The sequence below is a fragment of the Streptomyces sp. NPDC126499 genome, assembly GCF_040302485.1.
Lineage (GTDB): Bacteria > Actinomycetota > Actinomycetes > Streptomycetales > Streptomycetaceae > Streptomyces.
On the sequence record NZ_JBEOUO010000001.1, the window covers coordinates 12,997 to 30,163 of the forward strand.

The 17,167-nt window shown below is 68.7% G+C and carries 15 protein-coding genes; 8 read left to right on the plus strand and 7 right to left on the minus strand.

Going from position 1 to position 17,167, the window contains the following annotated elements:
• The first annotated feature begins 23 nt into the window (after positions 1 to 23).
• The 8 genes from ABTZ91_RS00090 to ABTZ91_RS00125 all read left to right on the plus strand — a co-directional run bounded on the left by ABTZ91_RS00090 (position 24) and on the right by ABTZ91_RS00125 (position 6,195).
• Positions 24 to 1,244 (plus strand): hypothetical protein, encoded by a 1,221-nt coding sequence (locus ABTZ91_RS00090; protein WP_352074813.1) that lies wholly within the window; start codon positions 24 to 26, stop codon positions 1,242 to 1,244.
• Between the two features lie 43 nt (positions 1,245 to 1,287).
• Positions 1,288 to 2,424 (plus strand): hypothetical protein, encoded by a 1,137-nt coding sequence (locus tag ABTZ91_RS00095; RefSeq protein WP_352074814.1) that lies wholly within the window; start codon positions 1,288 to 1,290, stop codon positions 2,422 to 2,424.
• A 12-nt stretch (positions 2,425 to 2,436) separates the two neighbouring features.
• Positions 2,437 to 3,573 carry a hypothetical protein gene (locus ABTZ91_RS00100; RefSeq protein WP_352074815.1) on the plus strand — a complete coding sequence of 379 codons (1,137 nt, stop codon included), beginning with the start codon at positions 2,437 to 2,439 and terminating at the stop codon, positions 3,571 to 3,573.
• Complete coding sequence (locus ABTZ91_RS00105; protein WP_352074816.1) at positions 3,573 to 4,145, plus strand: hypothetical protein; 573 nt, start codon at positions 3,573 to 3,575, stop codon at positions 4,143 to 4,145. The genes ABTZ91_RS00100 and ABTZ91_RS00105 overlap by 1 nt, the downstream gene beginning before the upstream one ends.
• 40 nt (positions 4,146 to 4,185) lie before the next feature.
• Positions 4,186 to 4,605 (plus strand): ATP-binding protein, encoded by a 420-nt coding sequence (locus tag ABTZ91_RS00110; protein ID WP_352074817.1) that lies wholly within the window; start codon positions 4,186 to 4,188, stop codon positions 4,603 to 4,605.
• Between the two features lie 119 nt (positions 4,606 to 4,724).
• Positions 4,725 to 5,636, plus strand: coding sequence for a peptidoglycan-binding protein (locus tag ABTZ91_RS00115; protein ID WP_352074818.1), 912 nt, complete (start codon positions 4,725 to 4,727; stop codon positions 5,634 to 5,636).
• Between the two features lie 72 nt (positions 5,637 to 5,708).
• Positions 5,709 to 5,945 (plus strand): hypothetical protein, encoded by a 237-nt coding sequence (locus ABTZ91_RS00120; RefSeq protein WP_352074819.1) that lies wholly within the window; start codon positions 5,709 to 5,711, stop codon positions 5,943 to 5,945.
• Positions 5,932 to 6,195: a hypothetical protein gene (locus tag ABTZ91_RS00125; protein WP_352074820.1), complete on the plus strand. Its 264-nt coding sequence runs from the start codon at positions 5,932 to 5,934 to the stop codon at positions 6,193 to 6,195. The genes ABTZ91_RS00120 and ABTZ91_RS00125 overlap by 14 nt, the downstream gene beginning before the upstream one ends.
• 71 nt (positions 6,196 to 6,266) lie before the next feature.
• On the opposite strand, the gene ABTZ91_RS00130 is transcribed toward ABTZ91_RS00125, so the two are convergent.
• The 7 genes from ABTZ91_RS00130 to rplK all read right to left on the minus strand — a co-directional run bounded on the left by ABTZ91_RS00130 (position 6,267) and on the right by rplK (position 17,076).
• A complete protein-coding gene (locus tag ABTZ91_RS00130; protein ID WP_352074821.1) occupies positions 6,267 to 10,166 on the minus strand; it encodes a DNA-directed RNA polymerase subunit beta' in 3,900 nt (1,299 codons plus the stop codon).
• Between the two features lie 100 nt (positions 10,167 to 10,266).
• Complete coding sequence (gene rpoB, locus ABTZ91_RS00135) at positions 10,267 to 13,749, minus strand: DNA-directed RNA polymerase subunit beta (RefSeq protein ID WP_352074822.1); 3,483 nt, start codon at positions 13,747 to 13,749, stop codon at positions 10,267 to 10,269.
• 547 nt (positions 13,750 to 14,296) lie between these two features.
• Positions 14,297 to 14,686, minus strand: a complete 390-nt coding sequence (gene rplL / locus ABTZ91_RS00140) for a 50S ribosomal protein L7/L12 (protein WP_352074823.1) — start codon at positions 14,684 to 14,686, stop codon at positions 14,297 to 14,299.
• A gap of 122 nt (positions 14,687 to 14,808) precedes the next feature.
• Positions 14,809 to 15,339, minus strand: a complete 531-nt coding sequence (rplJ, locus tag ABTZ91_RS00145) for a 50S ribosomal protein L10 (protein ID WP_309054880.1) — start codon at positions 15,337 to 15,339, stop codon at positions 14,809 to 14,811.
• A gap of 252 nt (positions 15,340 to 15,591) precedes the next feature.
• On the minus strand, positions 15,592 to 15,717 hold the full coding sequence (locus tag ABTZ91_RS00150) for a hypothetical protein (RefSeq protein WP_352074824.1): 126 nt from the start codon (positions 15,715 to 15,717) through the stop codon (positions 15,592 to 15,594).
• 92 nt (positions 15,718 to 15,809) lie between these two features.
• A complete protein-coding gene (gene rplA / locus ABTZ91_RS00155; RefSeq protein ID WP_309054882.1) occupies positions 15,810 to 16,538 on the minus strand; it encodes a 50S ribosomal protein L1 in 729 nt (242 codons plus the stop codon).
• 103 nt (positions 16,539 to 16,641) lie between these two features.
• The gene (gene rplK / locus ABTZ91_RS00160; RefSeq protein ID WP_345486284.1) at positions 16,642 to 17,076 is read right to left on the minus strand and encodes a 50S ribosomal protein L11; all 435 of its coding nucleotides are present in this window, start codon (positions 17,074 to 17,076) and stop codon (positions 16,642 to 16,644) included.
• Positions 17,077 to 17,167: the final 91 nt, after the last annotated feature.

A 17,167-nucleotide genomic window follows, 5' to 3' on the forward strand; every position in this document is an offset into this window, starting at 1 on the left:
CAGCTTCCCGATCGGAGAACTTCATGAACCTGCGCAGCAGCTGGGTCCTCGAGACCGGCCAGACCCGCGAGGACACCCGGCTCACCCAGATCGGCGCGACCAACGCGCTCAACCCCGTCCAGGTCCGCTCCGGCATCCTGCCGGGCTCCTACGACGGCAAGTACCGGCTGTCCGGCTTCTGGATGACGGGCGCCTCCGCCATGGCGGCGACCGTCTCCGAGGGCCGCGCCGTCATCCAGGGCGACATCTCCCAGGGCGTCTACCCGGTGGCCCTGCCGCTCTCCCAGCAGGTCACCTTCGCCGCGGGCGACGCCCAGTACGGCCGGGTCGACCTCGTCGTCCTGCGGATCTACGACAAGCTCTACGAGGGCACCCGCAACGAGGCCCTGGTCGAGGTCATCCAGGGCCAGCCCGGTGCGACGCCGAAGGCCCCGGCCGCCCCGCCGCGCAGCCTGCCGCTGTACGAGGTGACGGTGCCGGCCGGCGCCAGCGCGGGCAACGGCGGCATCCCGTGGAACACCGCCCTGAAGGACCTGCGGACCTCCGTCGTCTCCGCGGGCGGCATCCTGCCGGTCGAGGGCCCGGTCGCCCCCGGCGCCTACCCGGGCCAGTACCAGGACCAGGACCTGCCGAGCAGCCAGCTGCAGCGCTGGGACGGCGGCAAGTGGGTGGCGTACCCGCAGGCGCTGGGCGGCGTCGTGCCGACCTCGGTCAGCGCGTCGACCCCGGGCAGCTACAACGGCCAGTACCGGGCCACCAATGCGGGCCCGCTCCAGCGCTGGACCGGTTCGGCTTGGGTGTCCGCCTACCCGGGCCCGTACTTCAACGACTCGCTCGACGCGGGCTACACCGTCTCGACGACGTACGTGAACACGCTGACGGAGCGCGCCGAGAACCCGCTGTCGGTGACCTTCACCGCCCCGGAGACCCGCCAGGCGCTCGTCACCTTCGGTTCCCGGATCGAACTGACCCTGGCCTCCGGCACCAACGCCCCCTGCACGGGCTTCATGGGCATCCGCGTGATGCAGGGCACCAACGTCCACCGGGAGCTGGAGGACGAACTGAGCGTCGTGAACTCCCGGTCCGCCGACGCGGCGAACGCCGTCGCCGTCTCGACGACGCAGCGGCTGCACACCCTGACCCCGGGGGCGACCTACACCGTCACGGCGTACTACCGGACCTCCCACGCCAACATCCGCGCCTGGTTCGACAACACCTTCATCCAGGTCACGCCGCAGTACTGATCCGCGAGGCCGCGCCCGACCGCCCCTTCCTCCAGGAGACCCCATGCCCGTACGCTCCGGCTGGCTGACACCCACCGGTCAGTCCCGACAGCACACCCGCATCACCAACATCGGTGCCACCACTCCCGTCAACCCGCTCGGCGTGCGGTCGGGCATCCTGCCCGGAACCATCGACGGCAAGTACCGGGTCGGCGGCCTGTGGATGAGCTCCACCGGCCCGATGACGGCCACCGTCCACGCCGGCAAGGCCGTCATCCAGGGCGGCAACGCCGACGGCGCCTACCCGGTGGCCCTCGACCAGGACATGACGATCACCTTCACCGACGGCGACGCGCTGAACCCGCGCGTCGACCTCGTCGTCCTGCGCGTGTACGACAACGACGTCGACCTCCAGGGCAGGTACGAGGCCGTCGTGGAGATCGTCCAGGGGGAGCCGAAGGCGACCCCGGTCGCGCCCGCGGCGCCGGCCCGCTCCCTGGTGCTGTTCAGCGTCAAGGTGAAGGCCGGCGCCTCGGCGGGCACCGGTGGCATCGACTGGACGGGTACGGGTGTCGTCACCGATCTGCGCACCACGACGGTGGCGGCGGGCGGCATCCTGCCCGTCTACAACAACGCCGGTGTCGCCGGCGCCTACCCGGGCCAGTACCAGGACAACGACAACGCCCACTTCCTCCAGCGCTGGGACGGCACCTCGTGGGTCGCCTACCCCAAGGAGATCGGCGGCGTCGCGCCCAGTGGCACGCTCTCCACGGGCAGCTACACCGGGCAGTTCCGGGAGAACGCCGGTGTCCTGCAGCGCTGGAACGGCAGCGCCTGGGTGAACTACCACCCGCCGGTGGAGGTGGAGGCCACCACGACCGGCGCGACGGCGGCGGCCAACTGGACCGTCACGTACTTCTACGCCCGCCGGACCCGGGGCATCGTCACCTTCAACGTCAACGTCACCCGTTCCGGCGCCGACATCACCGCGCCGGCCAACGGCAACATCCCCGACGAGACCGTGTGCACGCTGCCCGTCGGCTGGCGCTCGGCGATCAACCTGGAGACCCTCGCCTCCGACGGCGTCGGCTCGGGCAGCGCCGCCCTGCTCAACACCGGCGACATCGTGCTGCGCACCTGGACGCCCAACGGAGTCCTGACCTCCCGCGCCATCCGCATCACCGCCACCTACGTCCTGTAAGGGAGGCCCGTCATGGCCATCGACACGCCCTACCGGGCCATCTTCACCGACCTGCTCACCGACCAGACCCTCGACATCCTGCCCCTGCGGGACGTCTCGTTCGACGATTACATCGGCAAGGCCGGCTCGCTCTCCGGCACCATCCCCATCCCCAACAAGGACATCGCCGACCGGGTCAAGAAGGTCCGCGAGGGCCGCACCGCGGTCTACCTGGAGCGCGGCGGCGACCTGTGGTGGGGCGGCATCATCTGGACCACCACCCTGCAGTCCAGCGGCCGAGGGGTGCTGACCCTCGGCATCCAGGCCGCCACCTTCGACTCGTACGCCGCCCGGCGCCGCATCCGGACCGAGATCACTTTCGCGACCGCGACCGACCAGCTCGAGATCGCGCGCCGACTGTGGAAGGAACTGAACCGGCAGGAGGACCCCAGCGTCCCCCGGGCGGAGGGGCAGGAGCCCCGCAGCCTCGGCATCACCTTCGGCGAGGAGAAGTCCGAGGTCTTCCGGACCGCCTCGTGGCGCAAGGGTGACGAGACCGTCTACCTGGAGGCGCTGGACCAGCTCGCCGCGATGGAGAACGGCTTCGAGCACCAGATCCTGGTCTACCGCGACCCGGACAGCGGCAAGCGGATCCGTCAGCTCCGACTGGGCTGGCCCAAGATCGTCAACGGTGCGACGGACCTGCTGTTCGACCGGCCCGGCGCCATCCTGTCGTACTCCTTCCCGTACGACGCGACCCGCGGCGGCACCACCGCCCTGGCCCGTGGCGCCTCCACGAACTCCAACGCGGGCACCGAGTCGCGGCCGCTCTACTCCACCGAGCAGTTCGCCAGCGACCTGCTCGCGGACGGCTGGCCGCTGATCGACCTGTCCTCGGACCACAACGAGGTCACCGACCCGACCACGCTGAGCGCGCTGGCCAAGCGGGAACTCGACGAGGCCCGCGGCGCCGTCGTCGTCCCGGCGATCAGCGTCCACCTCGGCGGCCTCGTGCCGCCCGCGCTCATCGGCCGCGTCGCCCGCATCCGCATCACGGACGAGTGGCACCCCCAGGGCCTCGACGCCCGCTACCGCATCATCGGCGTCAAGGTCACTCCCCCGGAGCGCGGCCGCCCCGACACCGCCGAGCTCTACCTTGAGGAGGCCTGATGCCCCAGCTGCCCGAGGACATCATCGACCGGCTGAACAAGATGGACCGCCGGATCAAGGCGCTGTCCACGGCCGTCAACACCCGGCCGGCGGTCAGCGAGATCCGCCCGCCCGCGCAGACCGGAAGCGTCACCGTCAACCGGCCGCTGTTCCGGATCTTCGACGGCTACAGCCACGAGATCTTCGCGGACGACATCATGACCGGCGGCCTCGCCCGGCCGTGGCTCGCGCTGCTGCCGCCGCAGACCGTCGACAAGGCCCACTGGCCGTCCACCACCAGCACCACCTTCACCACCGTCGCCCGGTCCTTCAACCCCATCTGGCAGCCGAAGCTGCGGCTGTCCGTGGAAACGGGGGCGTCCGCCAACGCCACCGGCGAGGTGCGGGTCCTGGTCGACGGACAGCCGTTCGGTTCGCCCGTCACCGCCGGATCCACCTTCAACCACACGGGCCTGATCCCCGGTGACATGAACAGCAGGTTCGGCCAGATCATGCAGATCGAGATCCAGGCCAAGGCCAACGGCGGCACCGTCTACGCCCAGCCCGTCCTGATCTACGGCACCCAGACGTGATCCCCGCACCCCCGCAGCCGAGCCGAACGAGGAGCACAGCATGAAGATCGACCCCACCCAGCCCTGGGGCGTGGCCATCGACTACGCGGGGCGCGCCATCGTCACCGAGAACGGCCACACCCTCAACATCCGCGTCTACGACAACAGCCTCGGCTACGCCCTGGACCGCGACCCGGTCACCGGGCAGTACCCGTCGGTGTACGTCACCGCCGAGTTCAACGAGAAGGGCGACGGCGACGCGTCCCTGCGCGGCGCCGGACTGGTGACGGTGGCCGCCCGGGACGGAGCGCCGGTGGTGCCCGACGCGACCGCCGTCCAGCGGGCCGTCGCCGCCGCCCTCGCCGACTTCGAGTCCCGCCGCGCCGCCTACGCCGCGCTCTGCGCCGCCTGGGCCCCGGCCCCCGAGTCGCCCGCCGAGCCCTCCCCGGCCGAACCGGCCCCCGAGGCCCCGGCCGCGTAACACCGGCACCACCAGCCCCACGCCCGCCCCGAGCCGACGCACCGGCCGGGGTTTTCTCATGTCTGGGAATGCCCGGGATCACCCGGGAACGCCCGGAATCCCTGCCCCGGAGGACACAGATGGCAGCCCCCCTCTCCGCGGACCGGCTCGTGGCCGCGCTCCGCGCCGAAGGCGTCACCGTCGTCGAGCACGACGGCTGGCGCACCCACCACCGCAACCAGGCCGGCCCCTGGGGGCCCGTGGCCGGTGTGATGATCCACCACACCGTCTCCAGCGGCACCGCGCACACCGTCGAGCTCTGCTACAACGGCTACGAGGGTCTGCCCGGCCCGCTGTGCCACGGCGTCATCGCCAAGGACGGCACCGTCCACCTCGTCGGCAACGGCCGCGCCAACCACGCGGGCGGCGGCGACCCGTCCGTCCTCCAGGCCGTGATCAGCGAGACGTACGGGGTGCGCCCGCCCGTCCCGCGCGAGCACCAGGGCAGCCGCGGCGCCGTCGACGGCAACTCCCGCTTCTACGGCTTCGAGTGCATCAACCTCGGCAACGGCACCGACCCCTGGCCGGCCGCCCAGCTCGACGCCATCGAGCGGGTCTCGGCGGCGCTGTGCCGGGCCCACGGCTGGGGCGCCCGCTCCGTCATCGGCCACTCGGAGTGGTCCGACTGGAAGAGCGACCCCCGCGGCTTCGGCATGCCGGGCATGCGCGACCGCGTCCAGAAGCGGCTCGGCAAGGCCCCCGCGCCCAAGCCGACCGCCCCCGCCAAGCCGGCCGCCCCGCGCTACCAGCCGTTCCCCGGGACCGCGTTCTTCAAGACCACCCCGAGCTCCCCCATCGTCACCGCGATGGGCCGCCGACTGGTCGCGGAGGGCTGCGGCCGCTACAAGGTCGGGCCGAGCCCGCGCTGGTCCGAGGCCGACCGCCAGTCGTACGCCGCCTGGCAGCGCAAGCTCGGCTTCTCCGGCTCCGACGCCGACGGCTGGCCGGGCCGCACCTCCTGGAACGCGCTGAAGGTCCCGTACGTCCAGTAGCCCCCTGATGCCGCGGTCCCCACGCCCGTGGCCCACCTTCGCACCAGCTCCCCCACGCAAGGAGAACCACCCATGTCCGAAGCCGCCAAGCGCACGATCCGCACGATCGTGCAGACCGCCGTCGGCATCGCCGTCGTGCTGCCGGCGCTCGTCGACGCCTCCGGGATCCCCGCCACCCTCCCCTGGGTCGCCGGGGCACTCGCCGTCGCCGGCGCCCTCACCCGGGTGATGGCCGTCCCGGCCTTCCAGGCCCTGCTGCCGTCCTGGCTGCGCACCACCCCGGAGGATGGGGCCGATGACCGAGCCTGACCCGAACGACCCGGTCGCCGTCGCCCTCGAACTGGAGCGGCTGCGCGGCACCCTGGAGGCCGGCTTCGCCCGCGTCGACGGCTCCCTCGCGCTGCTCGTCCAGCGCAGCGACCAGACCGACAAGCAGCTCGCCGACCACGAGGCACGGCTCGACGCCCTGGAACGGGCGCGCTGGCCGATCGCCTCGGTCGCCGCGCTGACGGCCACCGCCGGCCTCGGGCTCGCCCTGTGGGAGCTGGCCGGCCGCTAGCGGCCCCGGACGCGCCGAAGGGCGGCACCCCGCGAGGGGTGCCGCCCTTCTTCGCATTACCGCGCTACCGCTTACTGGTTGTACGGACCGTAGTCGTAGTCCTCCAGCGGAACGGCCTGGCCGGAACCGGTGCCGAACGGCGAGTAGTCGATGTCGTCGTAGCCGACGGCCGAGTACATCGCGGCCTTGGCCTCCTCGGTCGGCTCGACCCGGATGTTGCGGTAGCGGGACAGACCCGTACCGGCCGGGATGAGCTTACCGATGATGACGTTCTCCTTGAGGCCGATCAGGGAGTCCGACTTGGCGTTGATCGCCGCGTCGGTCAGGACCCTGGTCGTCTCCTGGAAGGACGCCGCCGACAGCCACGACTCGGTGGCGAGCGAGGCCTTGGTGATACCCATCAGCTGCGGACGGCCGGAGGCCGGGTGGCCGCCTTCCTGGACCACACGACGGTTCTCCTGCTCGAAGCGCGAACGCTCCACGAGCTCACCCGGCAGCAGCTCCGCGTCGCCGGACTCGATGATCGTCACGCGGCGCAGCATCTGCCGGATGATGATCTCGATGTGCTTGTCGTGGATCGACACGCCCTGCGAGTTGTAGACCTTCTGGACCTCGCCGACCAGGTGGACCTGCACCGCGCGCTGGCCGAGGATGCGCAGCACGTCGTGCGGGTTGGTGGCACCCACGGTGAGCTTCTGGCCCACCTCGACGTGGTCGCCCTCGCCCACCAGGAGACGGGCACGCTTCGAGATCGGGTAAGCGGTCTCGTCGCTGCCGTCGTCCGGGGTGACGACGATCTTCTTGGTCTTCTCGGTCTCCTCGATGCGGACGCGGCCGGCCGCCTCCGAGATCGGGGCGACACCCTTCGGCTGCCGCGCCTCGAAGAGCTCGACGACACGGGGCAGACCCTGGGTGATGTCGTCACCGGCCACACCACCGGTGTGGAAGGTACGCATCGTCAGCTGGGTACCGGGCTCACCGATGGACTGGGCGGCGATGATGCCGACCGCCTCACCGATGTCGACCAGCTTGCCGGTGGCCAGCGAGCGGCCATAGCACATGGCGCAGGTGCCGACGGCGGACTCACAGGTCAGGACCGAGCGGGTTTTGACCTCCTCGACGCCCGCGGTGACCAGCTGCTCGATGAGCACGTCACCGAGGTCGACGCCGGCCGGGGCCAGCACCTTGCCGTCGACGACGACGTCCTCGGCGAGGCAGCGCGCGTACACGCTGGTCTCGACGTCCTCGGCCTTGCGCAGCACGCCGGCCTCGTCCTTGACGGCGATCTTCAGCTTGAGGCCGCGGTCGGTGCCACAGTCCTCCTCGCGGATGATCACGTCCTGCGAGACGTCCACCAGACGACGGGTCAGGTAACCCGAGTCGGCGGTACGCAGGGCGGTGTCGGCGAGACCCTTACGGGCACCGTGGGTCGAGATGAAGTACTCGAGCACGGACAGGCCCTCGCGGAAGGACGCCTTGATGGGACGCGGGATCGTCTCGTTCTTGGCGTTCGACACCAGACCACGCATACCGGCGATCTGCCGCATCTGCATCATGTTTCCTCGGGCACCCGAGTCAACCATCATGAAGATGGGGTTCGTCTTGGGGAAGTTCTCGTTCATGGCCTCGGCGACCTCGTTGGTCGCCTTGGTCCAGATCGCGATGAGCTCCTGAGTGCGCTCTTCCTTGGTGATCAGACCGCGCTCGTACTGCTTCTGGACCTTCTCGTCCTGGGCCTCGTAGCCGGCGACGATCGCCTTCTTCGCCTCGGGGACGACGACGTCGGAGATGGCCACGGTGACACCGGAACGGGTCGCCCAGTAGAAGCCCGCCGCCTTCAGGTTGTCGAGCGTCGCCGCCACGATGACCTTGGGGTAGCGCTCGGCGAGGTCGTTGACGATCTCGGAGAGCTGCTTCTTGCCGACGGAGTAGTCGACGAACGGGTAGTCCTCGGGCAGCAGCTCGTTGAAGAGCGCGCGGCCCAGGGTCGTCCGCAGACGGAACGAGTCACCCTGCTGCCACTCCGGCTCGCCCTCCTCGGCGACCGGGGGAACCCAGCCGCGCGGCGGGACGGTGCCGATCGGGAAGCGGATGTCGATCTGCGACTGCAGCGACAGCTCGCCGGCGTCGAACGCCATGATCGCCTCGGCCGTGGAGCCGAACGCGCGGCCCTCGCCCTTGACGTCCCGCAGCTCGCCGTCGGTGGTGAGGAAGAACAGACCGAGGACCATGTCCTGGGTCGGCATCGTCACCGGACGGCCGTCGGCGGGCTTGAGGATGTTGTTCGAGGACAGCATCAGGATGCGGGCCTCGGCCTGCGCCTCCGCGGAGAGCGGCAGGTGGACGGCCATCTGGTCACCGTCGAAGTCCGCGTTGAACGCGGTGCAGACGAGCGGGTGGATCTGGATGGCCTTGCCCTCGACCAGCTGCGGCTCGAAGGCCTGGATGCCGAGGCGGTGCAGCGTGGGCGCACGGTTCAGCAGAACCGGGTGCTCGGCGATGACCTCTTCGAGGACGTCGTACACGACCGTGCGGCCGCGCTCGACCATCCGCTTGGCGCTCTTGATGTTCTGCGCGTGGTTCAGGTCCACCAGGCGCTTCATCACGAACGGCTTGAAGAGCTCGAGCGCCATGGCCTTCGGCAGACCGCACTGGTGCAGCTTGAGCTGCGGGCCGACGACGATGACGGAACGCGCGGAGTAGTCCACACGCTTGCCGAGCAGGTTCTGACGGAATCGACCCTGCTTGCCCTTCAGCATGTCGCTGAGGGACTTCAGCGGACGGTTGCCGGGGCCCGTGACCGGGCGGCCGCGACGGCCGTTGTCGAAGAGGGCGTCGACCGCCTCCTGGAGCATCCGCTTCTCGTTGTTCACGATGATCTCGGGGGCACCGAGGTCGAGCAGACGCTTCAGACGGTTGTTGCGGTTGATGACGCGGCGGTACAGGTCGTTCAGGTCGGAGGTCGCGAAGCGGCCACCGTCGAGCTGCACCATCGGACGCAGGTCCGGCGGGATGACCGGCACGCAGTCGAGAACCATGCCCTTGGGGCTGTTCGCGGTCTGCAGGAACGCGGAGACGACCTTGAGGCGCTTGAGCGCACGGGTCTTCTTCTGGCCCTTGCCGGTGCGGATGATCTCCCGGAGCTTCTCCGCCTCCTCCTCCAGGTCGAAGGACTCCAGGCGCTTCTGCAGCGCCGCGGCACCCATCGAGCCGTCGAAGTACGTGCCGAAGCGGTCACGCAGCTCGCGGTAGAGGAGCTCGTCGCCCTCCAGGTCCTGGACCTTGAGGTTCTTGAAGCGGGTCCAGACCTCGTCGAGGCGGTCGATCTCGCGCTGCGCACGGTCGCGCAGCTGCTTCATCTCGCGCTCGGCGCCCTCGCGCACCTTGCGGCGCACGTCGGCCTTGGCGCCCTCGGCCTCCAGCTCGGCCAGGTCGGTCTCGAGCTTCTTGGCGCGGGCCTCCAGGTCGGCGTCGCGGCGGTTCTCGATCTGCTGGCGCTCGACGGAGACGTGGGCCTCCAGCGACGGCAGGTCACGCGTACGGCGCTCGTCGTCGACGTACGTGATCATGTACGCCGCGAAGTAGATGACCTTCTCCAGGTCCTTCGGGGCGAGGTCGAGCAGGTAGCCCAGACGCGACGGAACGCCCTTGAAGTACCAGATGTGGGTGACGGGAGCGGCCAGCTCGATGTGGCCCATCCGCTCGCGGCGCACCTTGGCGCGGGTGACCTCGACGCCACACCGCTCACAGATGATGCCCTTGAAGCGGACGCGCTTGTACTTGCCGCAGTAGCACTCCCAGTCCCGGGTCGGACCGAAGATCTTCTCGCAGAAGAGTCCGTCCTTCTCGGGCTTGAGCGTGCGGTAGTTGATGGTCTCCGGCTTCTTGACCTCGCCGTGGCTCCACTGACGGATGTCGTCAGCGGTGGCCAGACCGATCCGGAGCTCGTCGAAGAAGTTGACGTCGAGCACTATGCGTCAATCCCTCTCAGGGTTGTAAGGCTGTGGGTCTGATACGGGGGTCCTGGGGCCGGCCGGGGGCTCATCGCTGAGCCCCCGTACCGGACTCCCGTCAGACCTCTTCGACGCTGCTCGGCTCGCGCCGGGACAGGTCGATACCGAGCTCCTCCGCTGCGCGGAAGACGTCCTCGTCGGTGTCGCGCATCTCGATGGACATGCCGTCCGAGGACAGCACCTCCACGTTGAGGCACAGGGACTGCATCTCCTTGATGAGCACCTTGAAGGACTCGGGGATGCCGGGCTCAGGGATGTTCTCGCCCTTGACGATGGCCTCGTAGACCTTCACGCGGCCGGTCACGTCGTCGGACTTGATCGTCAGCAGCTCCTGGAGGGCGTACGCGGCGCCGTAAGCCTCCAGCGCCCACACCTCCATCTCACCGAAGCGCTGACCACCGAACTGGGCCTTACCACCCAGCGGCTGCTGGGTGATCATCGAGTACGGGCCGGTCGAACGGGCGTGCAGCTTGTCGTCGACCAGGTGGTGGAGCTTGAGGATGTACATGTACCCGACCGAGATCGGGTCCGGGAACGGCTCGCCGGAGCGGCCGTCGAACAGGCGCGCCTTGCCGGACGGGAGCACCATGCGCTCGCCGTCGCGGTTGGGGATGGTGTGCTGGAGCAGACCCGCGAGCTCGTCCTCACGCGCACCGTCGAAGACCGGGGTGGCGACGTTGGTGCCGGGGGCGACCTTGTCGGCGCCGATGGCCTGGAGGCGCTGCGCCCACTCGTCGGCGAGGCCGGAGACGTCCCAGCCGCGGCTGGCGAGCCAGCCGAGGTGGATCTCCAGGACCTGTCCCGGGTTCATTCGGGACGGGACACCGAGCGGGTTGAGGATGATGTCGACCGGGGTGCCGTCCTCGAGGAACGGCATGTCCTCGATCGGGAGGATCTTGGAGATGACACCCTTGTTGCCGTGACGGCCGGCGAGCTTGTCACCGTCGGTGATCTTGCGCTTCTGGGCGACGTAGACGCGGACCAGCTGGTTCACGCCCGGGGGAAGCTCGTCGCCCTCCTCGCGGTCGAAGACGCGGACGCCGATGACCTTGCCGGTCTCGCCGTGCGGGACCTTCAGCGAGGTGTCACGGACCTCACGGGCCTTCTCACCGAAGATCGCGCGGAGCAGGCGCTCCTCCGGGGTCAGCTCGGTCTCACCCTTCGGGGTGACCTTGCCGACCAGGATGTCGCCGGCGACGACCTCGGCACCGATGCGGATGATGCCGCGCTCGTCGAGGTCGGCGAGGACCTCCTCGGAGACGTTCGGGATGTCCCGGGTGATCTCCTCGGGGCCGAGCTTGGTGTCACGGGCGTCGACCTCGTGCTCCTCGATGTGGATCGAGGAGAGGACGTCGTCCTGGACGAGGCGCTGCGACAGGATGATCGCGTCCTCGTAGTTGTGACCCTCCCACGGCATGAACGCCACGAGCAGGTTCTTGCCGAGCGCCATCTCACCGTTCTCGGTGGCGGGGCCGTCGGCGAGGACCTGGCCCTCGATCACGCGGTCGCCCTCGGAGACGACGACCTTCTGGTTGACCGAGGTGCCCTGGTTCGAGCGGGAGAACTTGGCCAGGCGGTACGTGATGTAGGTGCCGTCGTCGTTGGCCACGGTGATGTAGTCCGCGGACAGCTCCTGGATCACACCGTCCTTCTCGGCCTTGAGCACGTCGCCGGCGTCGGTGGCGCAGCGGTACTCCATGCCGGTGCCGACGAGCGGGGCCTCCGACTTAATCAGCGGCACCGCCTGACGCATCATGTTCGCGCCCATGAGGGCTCGGTTGGCGTCGTCGTGCTCGAGGAACGGGATCATGGCGGTCGCGACCGACACCATCTGGCGCGGCGAGACGTCCATGTAGTCCACGTCGGACGGGGAGACGTAGTCGACCTCGCCGCCACGGCGGCGGACCAGGACGCGGGCCTCGGTGAACCGCATGTCGTCGCCCAGCGCCGCGTTGGCCTGCGCGATGACGAAGCGGTCCTCCTCGTCGGCGGTCAGGTAGTCGACCTCGTCGGTGACCTGGCCGTCGACGACCTTGCGGTACGGCGTCTCGACGAAGCCGAACGCGTTGACGCGGCCGTACGAGGCGAGCGAACCGATCAGACCGATGTTCGGGCCTTCGGGGGTCTCGATCGGGCACATGCGTCCGTAGTGGGACGGGTGCACGTCTCGGACCTCGAAGCCGGCCCGCTCACGGGACAGACCACCGGGACCCAGCGCGGACAGACGACGCTTGTGCGTCAGACCCGACAGCGGGTTGTTCTGGTCCATGAACTGGGACAGCTGGCTGGTGCCGAAGAACTCCTTGATGGAGGCGACGACCGGCCGGATGTTGATCAGGGTCTGCGGCGTGATCGCCTCGACGTCCTGGGTGGTCATGCGCTCACGGACGACGCGCTCCATGCGCGCGAGGCCGGTGCGGACCTGGTTCTGGATCAGCTCGCCGACGTTGCGCAGGCGGCGGTTGCCGAAGTGGTCGATGTCGTCGGTCTCGACGACGATCGTGTTGCCGTTCTCGCCGACCGTCTCGGTCTCGCCGGCGTGCAGCTTCACCAGGTACTTGATGGTCGCGATGATGTCGTCGGTGGTGAGGACACCCGCGTCCAGCGGCTCGTCGGCGCCGAGCTTCTTGTTGACCTTGTAGCGGCCGACCTTCGCCAGGTCGTAGCGCTTGGGGTTGAAGTACAGGTTCTCCAGCAGCGTCTGGGCGGCCTCGCGCGTCGGCGGCTCGCCCGGACGGAGCTTGCGGTAGATGTCGAGCAGCGCGTCGTCCTGGCCCTGGGTGTGGTCCTTCTCCAGGGTGGCGCGCATGGACTCGTACTCGCCGAACTCCTGCAGGATCTGCTCGGTGGTCCAGCCGAGCGCCTTGAGGAGGACGGTGACGGACTGCTTGCGCTTGCGGTCGATGCGGACGCCGACCATGTCGCGCTTGTCGATCTCCATCTCCAGCCAGGCACCCCGGGACGGGATGATCTTGGCGGAGAAGATGTCCTTGTCGGACGTCTTGTCGATGGAGGAGTCGAAGTAGACACCAGGGGAACGGACCAGCTGCGACACGACGACACGCTCGGTGCCGTTGATGACGAAGGTGCCCTTGTTGGTCATGAGCGGGAAGTCGCCCATGAAGACCGTCTGGGACTTGATCTCGCCGGTCTCGTTGTTCGTGAACTCGGCGGTGACGAAGAGCGGGGCACCGTAGGTGAAGTCACGGTCCTTGCACTCTTCGATGGAGTTCTTCGGCGGCTCGAAGCGGTGGTCGCGGAAGGTCAGCGACATCGACCCGGAGAAGTCCTCGATCGGGGAGATCTCCTCGAAGATCTCCTCCAGGCCGGACTTCGTGGGGACGTCCTGTCCCGACTCAAGGGCGGCCTCGACGCGAGCCTTCCACGCGGCGTTGCCGAGCAGCCAGTCGAAGCTCTCGGTCTGGAGCGCGAGGAGGTTCGGAACCTCGAGGGGCTCCTTGATCTTTGCAAAGGAGATGCGCAGCGGGGCGGTGCTGGCGCCGTTGTTCGTATTGGTCGAGGCGTTGCGCGAGGCGGCCAAGAGGGGGTCCTTCCGAGGGCTCGGACTCACTACGCGCGTACCGGTCCCTAGCGGAGCCCCTGGACGAAGAACCCTGAAACGGCTTAAAGGCCAGGTCAGGGGCTATAGGCCCAGGATGCCGATGCGAGGGGATGCCCCTGGTGACGGGCAGGGGGCAGCTAACAGGCAGCGCAAAGGGTCAGTGTAGCCACTTGGCCCACTGATGTCCAGGGCGAGTAATTCGCGACCCTCGTTGTTCTCAACTCCGCGCTACGTCGCGCCGTGCGGCGCACCTCGATACTGCCCGTTCGGTCGTCGATCCATGCCTCGGAAACGGATCGTTGTGACGACGCGTCCTGAGAATTGCGCGCTGCGTGCGGTTCGTCAAGGCCCCTGCCTCTGCGCGGCGCACGGCGAAGATCACCATACTCCGCTTCCCCGCGCCCGTACGACCGCCGCCACGCGAGTCCCCGGGAACGCCGAAAGGCGACCACCCAGATGGATGATCGCCCTTCAGGCTCAGAGCGTTACAGCACGCTCAGCAGGAGTCGCGAGACGCGACGAGGTCTTACTTGACCTCGACGGAGGCGCCGGCGCCCTCGAGGGCCTCCTTGGCCTTGTCAGCGGCTTCCTTGTTGACCTTCTCGAGGACCGGCTTCGGGGTGCCGTCGACGAGGTCCTTGGCCTCCTTCAGACCCAGGGAGGTCAGCTCACGCACGACCTTGATGACCTGGATCTTCTTGTCGCCGGCGCCGGTGAGGATGACGTCGAACTCGTCCTTCTCCTCGGCGGCCTCGGCGGCACCGGCGCCACCAGCGGCACCCGGGGCGGCAACGGCGACGGCCGCGGCGGCGGTGACGTCGAACTTCTCCTCGAACGCCTTCACGAACTCGGAGAGCTCGATGAGGGTCATCTCCTCGAACTGCGCGAGCAGGTCTTCCTGAGAGAGCTTCGCCATGATGGGCGATCCTTCCACTAAATCGGCAGGTGCCGGATGTACATGTGAGGCGGGCGTACTGTCGGCCCGCTGTGACCCGCTCCGCCGGCTAGGCGGCGGCCCGGATCATTGCGCGAGCCGAATTACTCGGCACCGCCCTGCTCGGCCTGCTTGGCACGGAGCGCGTCCACGGTGCGGACGAGCTTCGACGGCAGCGCCTGGAAGAGCTGAGCAGTCTGGGACTGCTTGCCCTTGAACGCGCCGGCCAGCTTGCTGAGCAGAACCTCGCGGGACTCGAGGTCCGCAAGCTTCTTGATCTCATCAGCGGAGAGCGCCTTACCCTCAAGGACACCGCCCTTGATGATGAGGTTCGGGTTCTCCTTGGCGAAGTCACGCAGCGCCTTCGCCGACTCCACCGGGTCACCGGTGACGAAGGCGACCGCGGTCGGACCAGTGAACTGGTCGTCCAGCGCGGTGATCCCGGCCTGGTTGGCCGCAATCTTGGTCAGCGTGTTCTTCACCACGGCGTACTGGGCGTTCTCACCGAGCGAACGACGCAGCGTCTTGAGCTGCGCGACGGTGAGACCCCGGTACTCGGTCAGCACAGCGGCGTTCGAGCTGCGGAACTGGTCCTCCAGCTCGGCCACCGAGGCAGCCTTGTCGGGCCTTGCCATAAGCGTCGGCCTCCTTCCGGGTGATGGGACCGCGCGGAAGGGGCTGAACAAAACAAAACGCCCCGGGCGCAGGCGCACGGGGCTCAGCTCGACCGCATCGAGAACGATCCGGGAACTCATCCACTGTCACCTGCGCGGGTCGCTCGCATCTCTCAGCGAATCCTTCGGCCTCCGCACCCTCACGGGCACAGCGACGACCAGCGGTCTTTGGCTTCCTCGGAAGAGTACGCGACACCGACGCCCCGGGGCAAATCAGCCCTGCCCGGCCGCCTGCCCGGCCTCCTGGAGCAGTTCGAACAGGTCGACGGTGTCCTCGGCGGGCGGCGCCTGGACGGCGGCGTGGGCGCCGTAGTCGCTGGAGGCGGCCCGCCTGTACACCGGCGAACAAAACCGCCCCCCGCGCCTCGGAAGGCGCGGGGGGCGGTTTCAGGACGCTGGAGCCGCGAGGGGCTCCTGAGCCTTCAGAGGGCTCAGACCGCGGCCGGGTCCTCCTCGACGAGGAGGTTGCGGGTGCGGTTCGGGTCGACCGGAATGCCGGGGCCCATCGTGGTGGCGATGGCGGCCTTCTTGATGTAGCGACCCTTGGCGGCGGACGGCTTCAGACGGAGGATCTCCTCCAGCGCGGCGCCGTAGTTCTCCACCAGCTTGGTCTCGTCGAAGGAGACCTTGCCGATGATGAAGTGCAGGTTCGAGTGCTTGTCGACGCGGAACTCGATCTTGCCGCCCTTGATGTCGTTGACAGCCTTGGCGACATCGGGGGTGACGGTGCCGGTCTTCGGGTTCGGCATGAGACCACGCGGGCCGAGGACGCGGCCGAGGCGGCCGACCTTGCCCATGAGGTCCGGGGTGGCCACCACGGCGTCGAACTCGTTCAGGCGGTTGCCCTTGGAGATCTCGTCGATGAGCTCGTCGGAGCCGACGATGTCGGCGCCCGCGGCGATCGCGGCCTCGGCACGGTCACCGGTCGCGAAGACCAGGACCCGGGCGGTCTTACCGGTGCCGTGCGGAAGGTTCACGGTGCCACGGACCATCTGGTCGGCCTTGCGCGGGTCGACGCCCAGACGGAAGGCCACCTCGACGGTGCCGTCGAACTTGGTGGTGGAGGTCTCCTTGGCCAGACGCACGGCCTCGAGCGGGGCGTAGAGCTTCTCCCGGTCGATCTTGGCGTCGGCAGCCCGGAGGGACTTGCTGCGCTTCACTTCTGCTCCTGTGTGTTCAGGTGTGGAGTCGTGGTGCGGGCCAGCGCGTGGCCCTGCCACTGAGACGGCATCCGATGTCCGGGTGCCGCCGGGGGCGGGGTGATCAGCCCTCGACCGTGATGCCCATGGAACGGGCGGTGCCGGCGATGATCTTCTCGGCGGCGTCCAGGTCGTTGGCGTTCAGGTCGGGCAGCTTGACCGACGCGATCTCGCGGACCTGGGCGCTCGTGAGCTTCGCGACCTTGGTCTTGTGCGGCTCGCCGGAGCCCTTGTCCACACCCGCGGCCTTGAGGATCAGCTTGGCGGCCGGCGGCGTCTTGGTGATGAAGGTGAAGGAACGGTCCTCGTAGACCGTGATCTCCACCGGCACGACCATGCCACGCTGCGACTCGGTCGCGGCGTTGTAGGCCTTGCAGAACTCCATGATGTTGACGCCGTGCTGACCGAGCGCGGGGCCGACCGGCGGGGCCGGGTTCGCCGCGCCGGCGTTGATCTGGAGCTTGATAAGCCCCGTGACCTTCTTCTTCTTGGGAGGCATAGCTCTCTCCGGGTCCTAGTGAGAGTTTTCAGCCGGTCCATCCGGTCATCCGGATGGAGGCATACCGCACAACGATAACGGGTATAGCTGC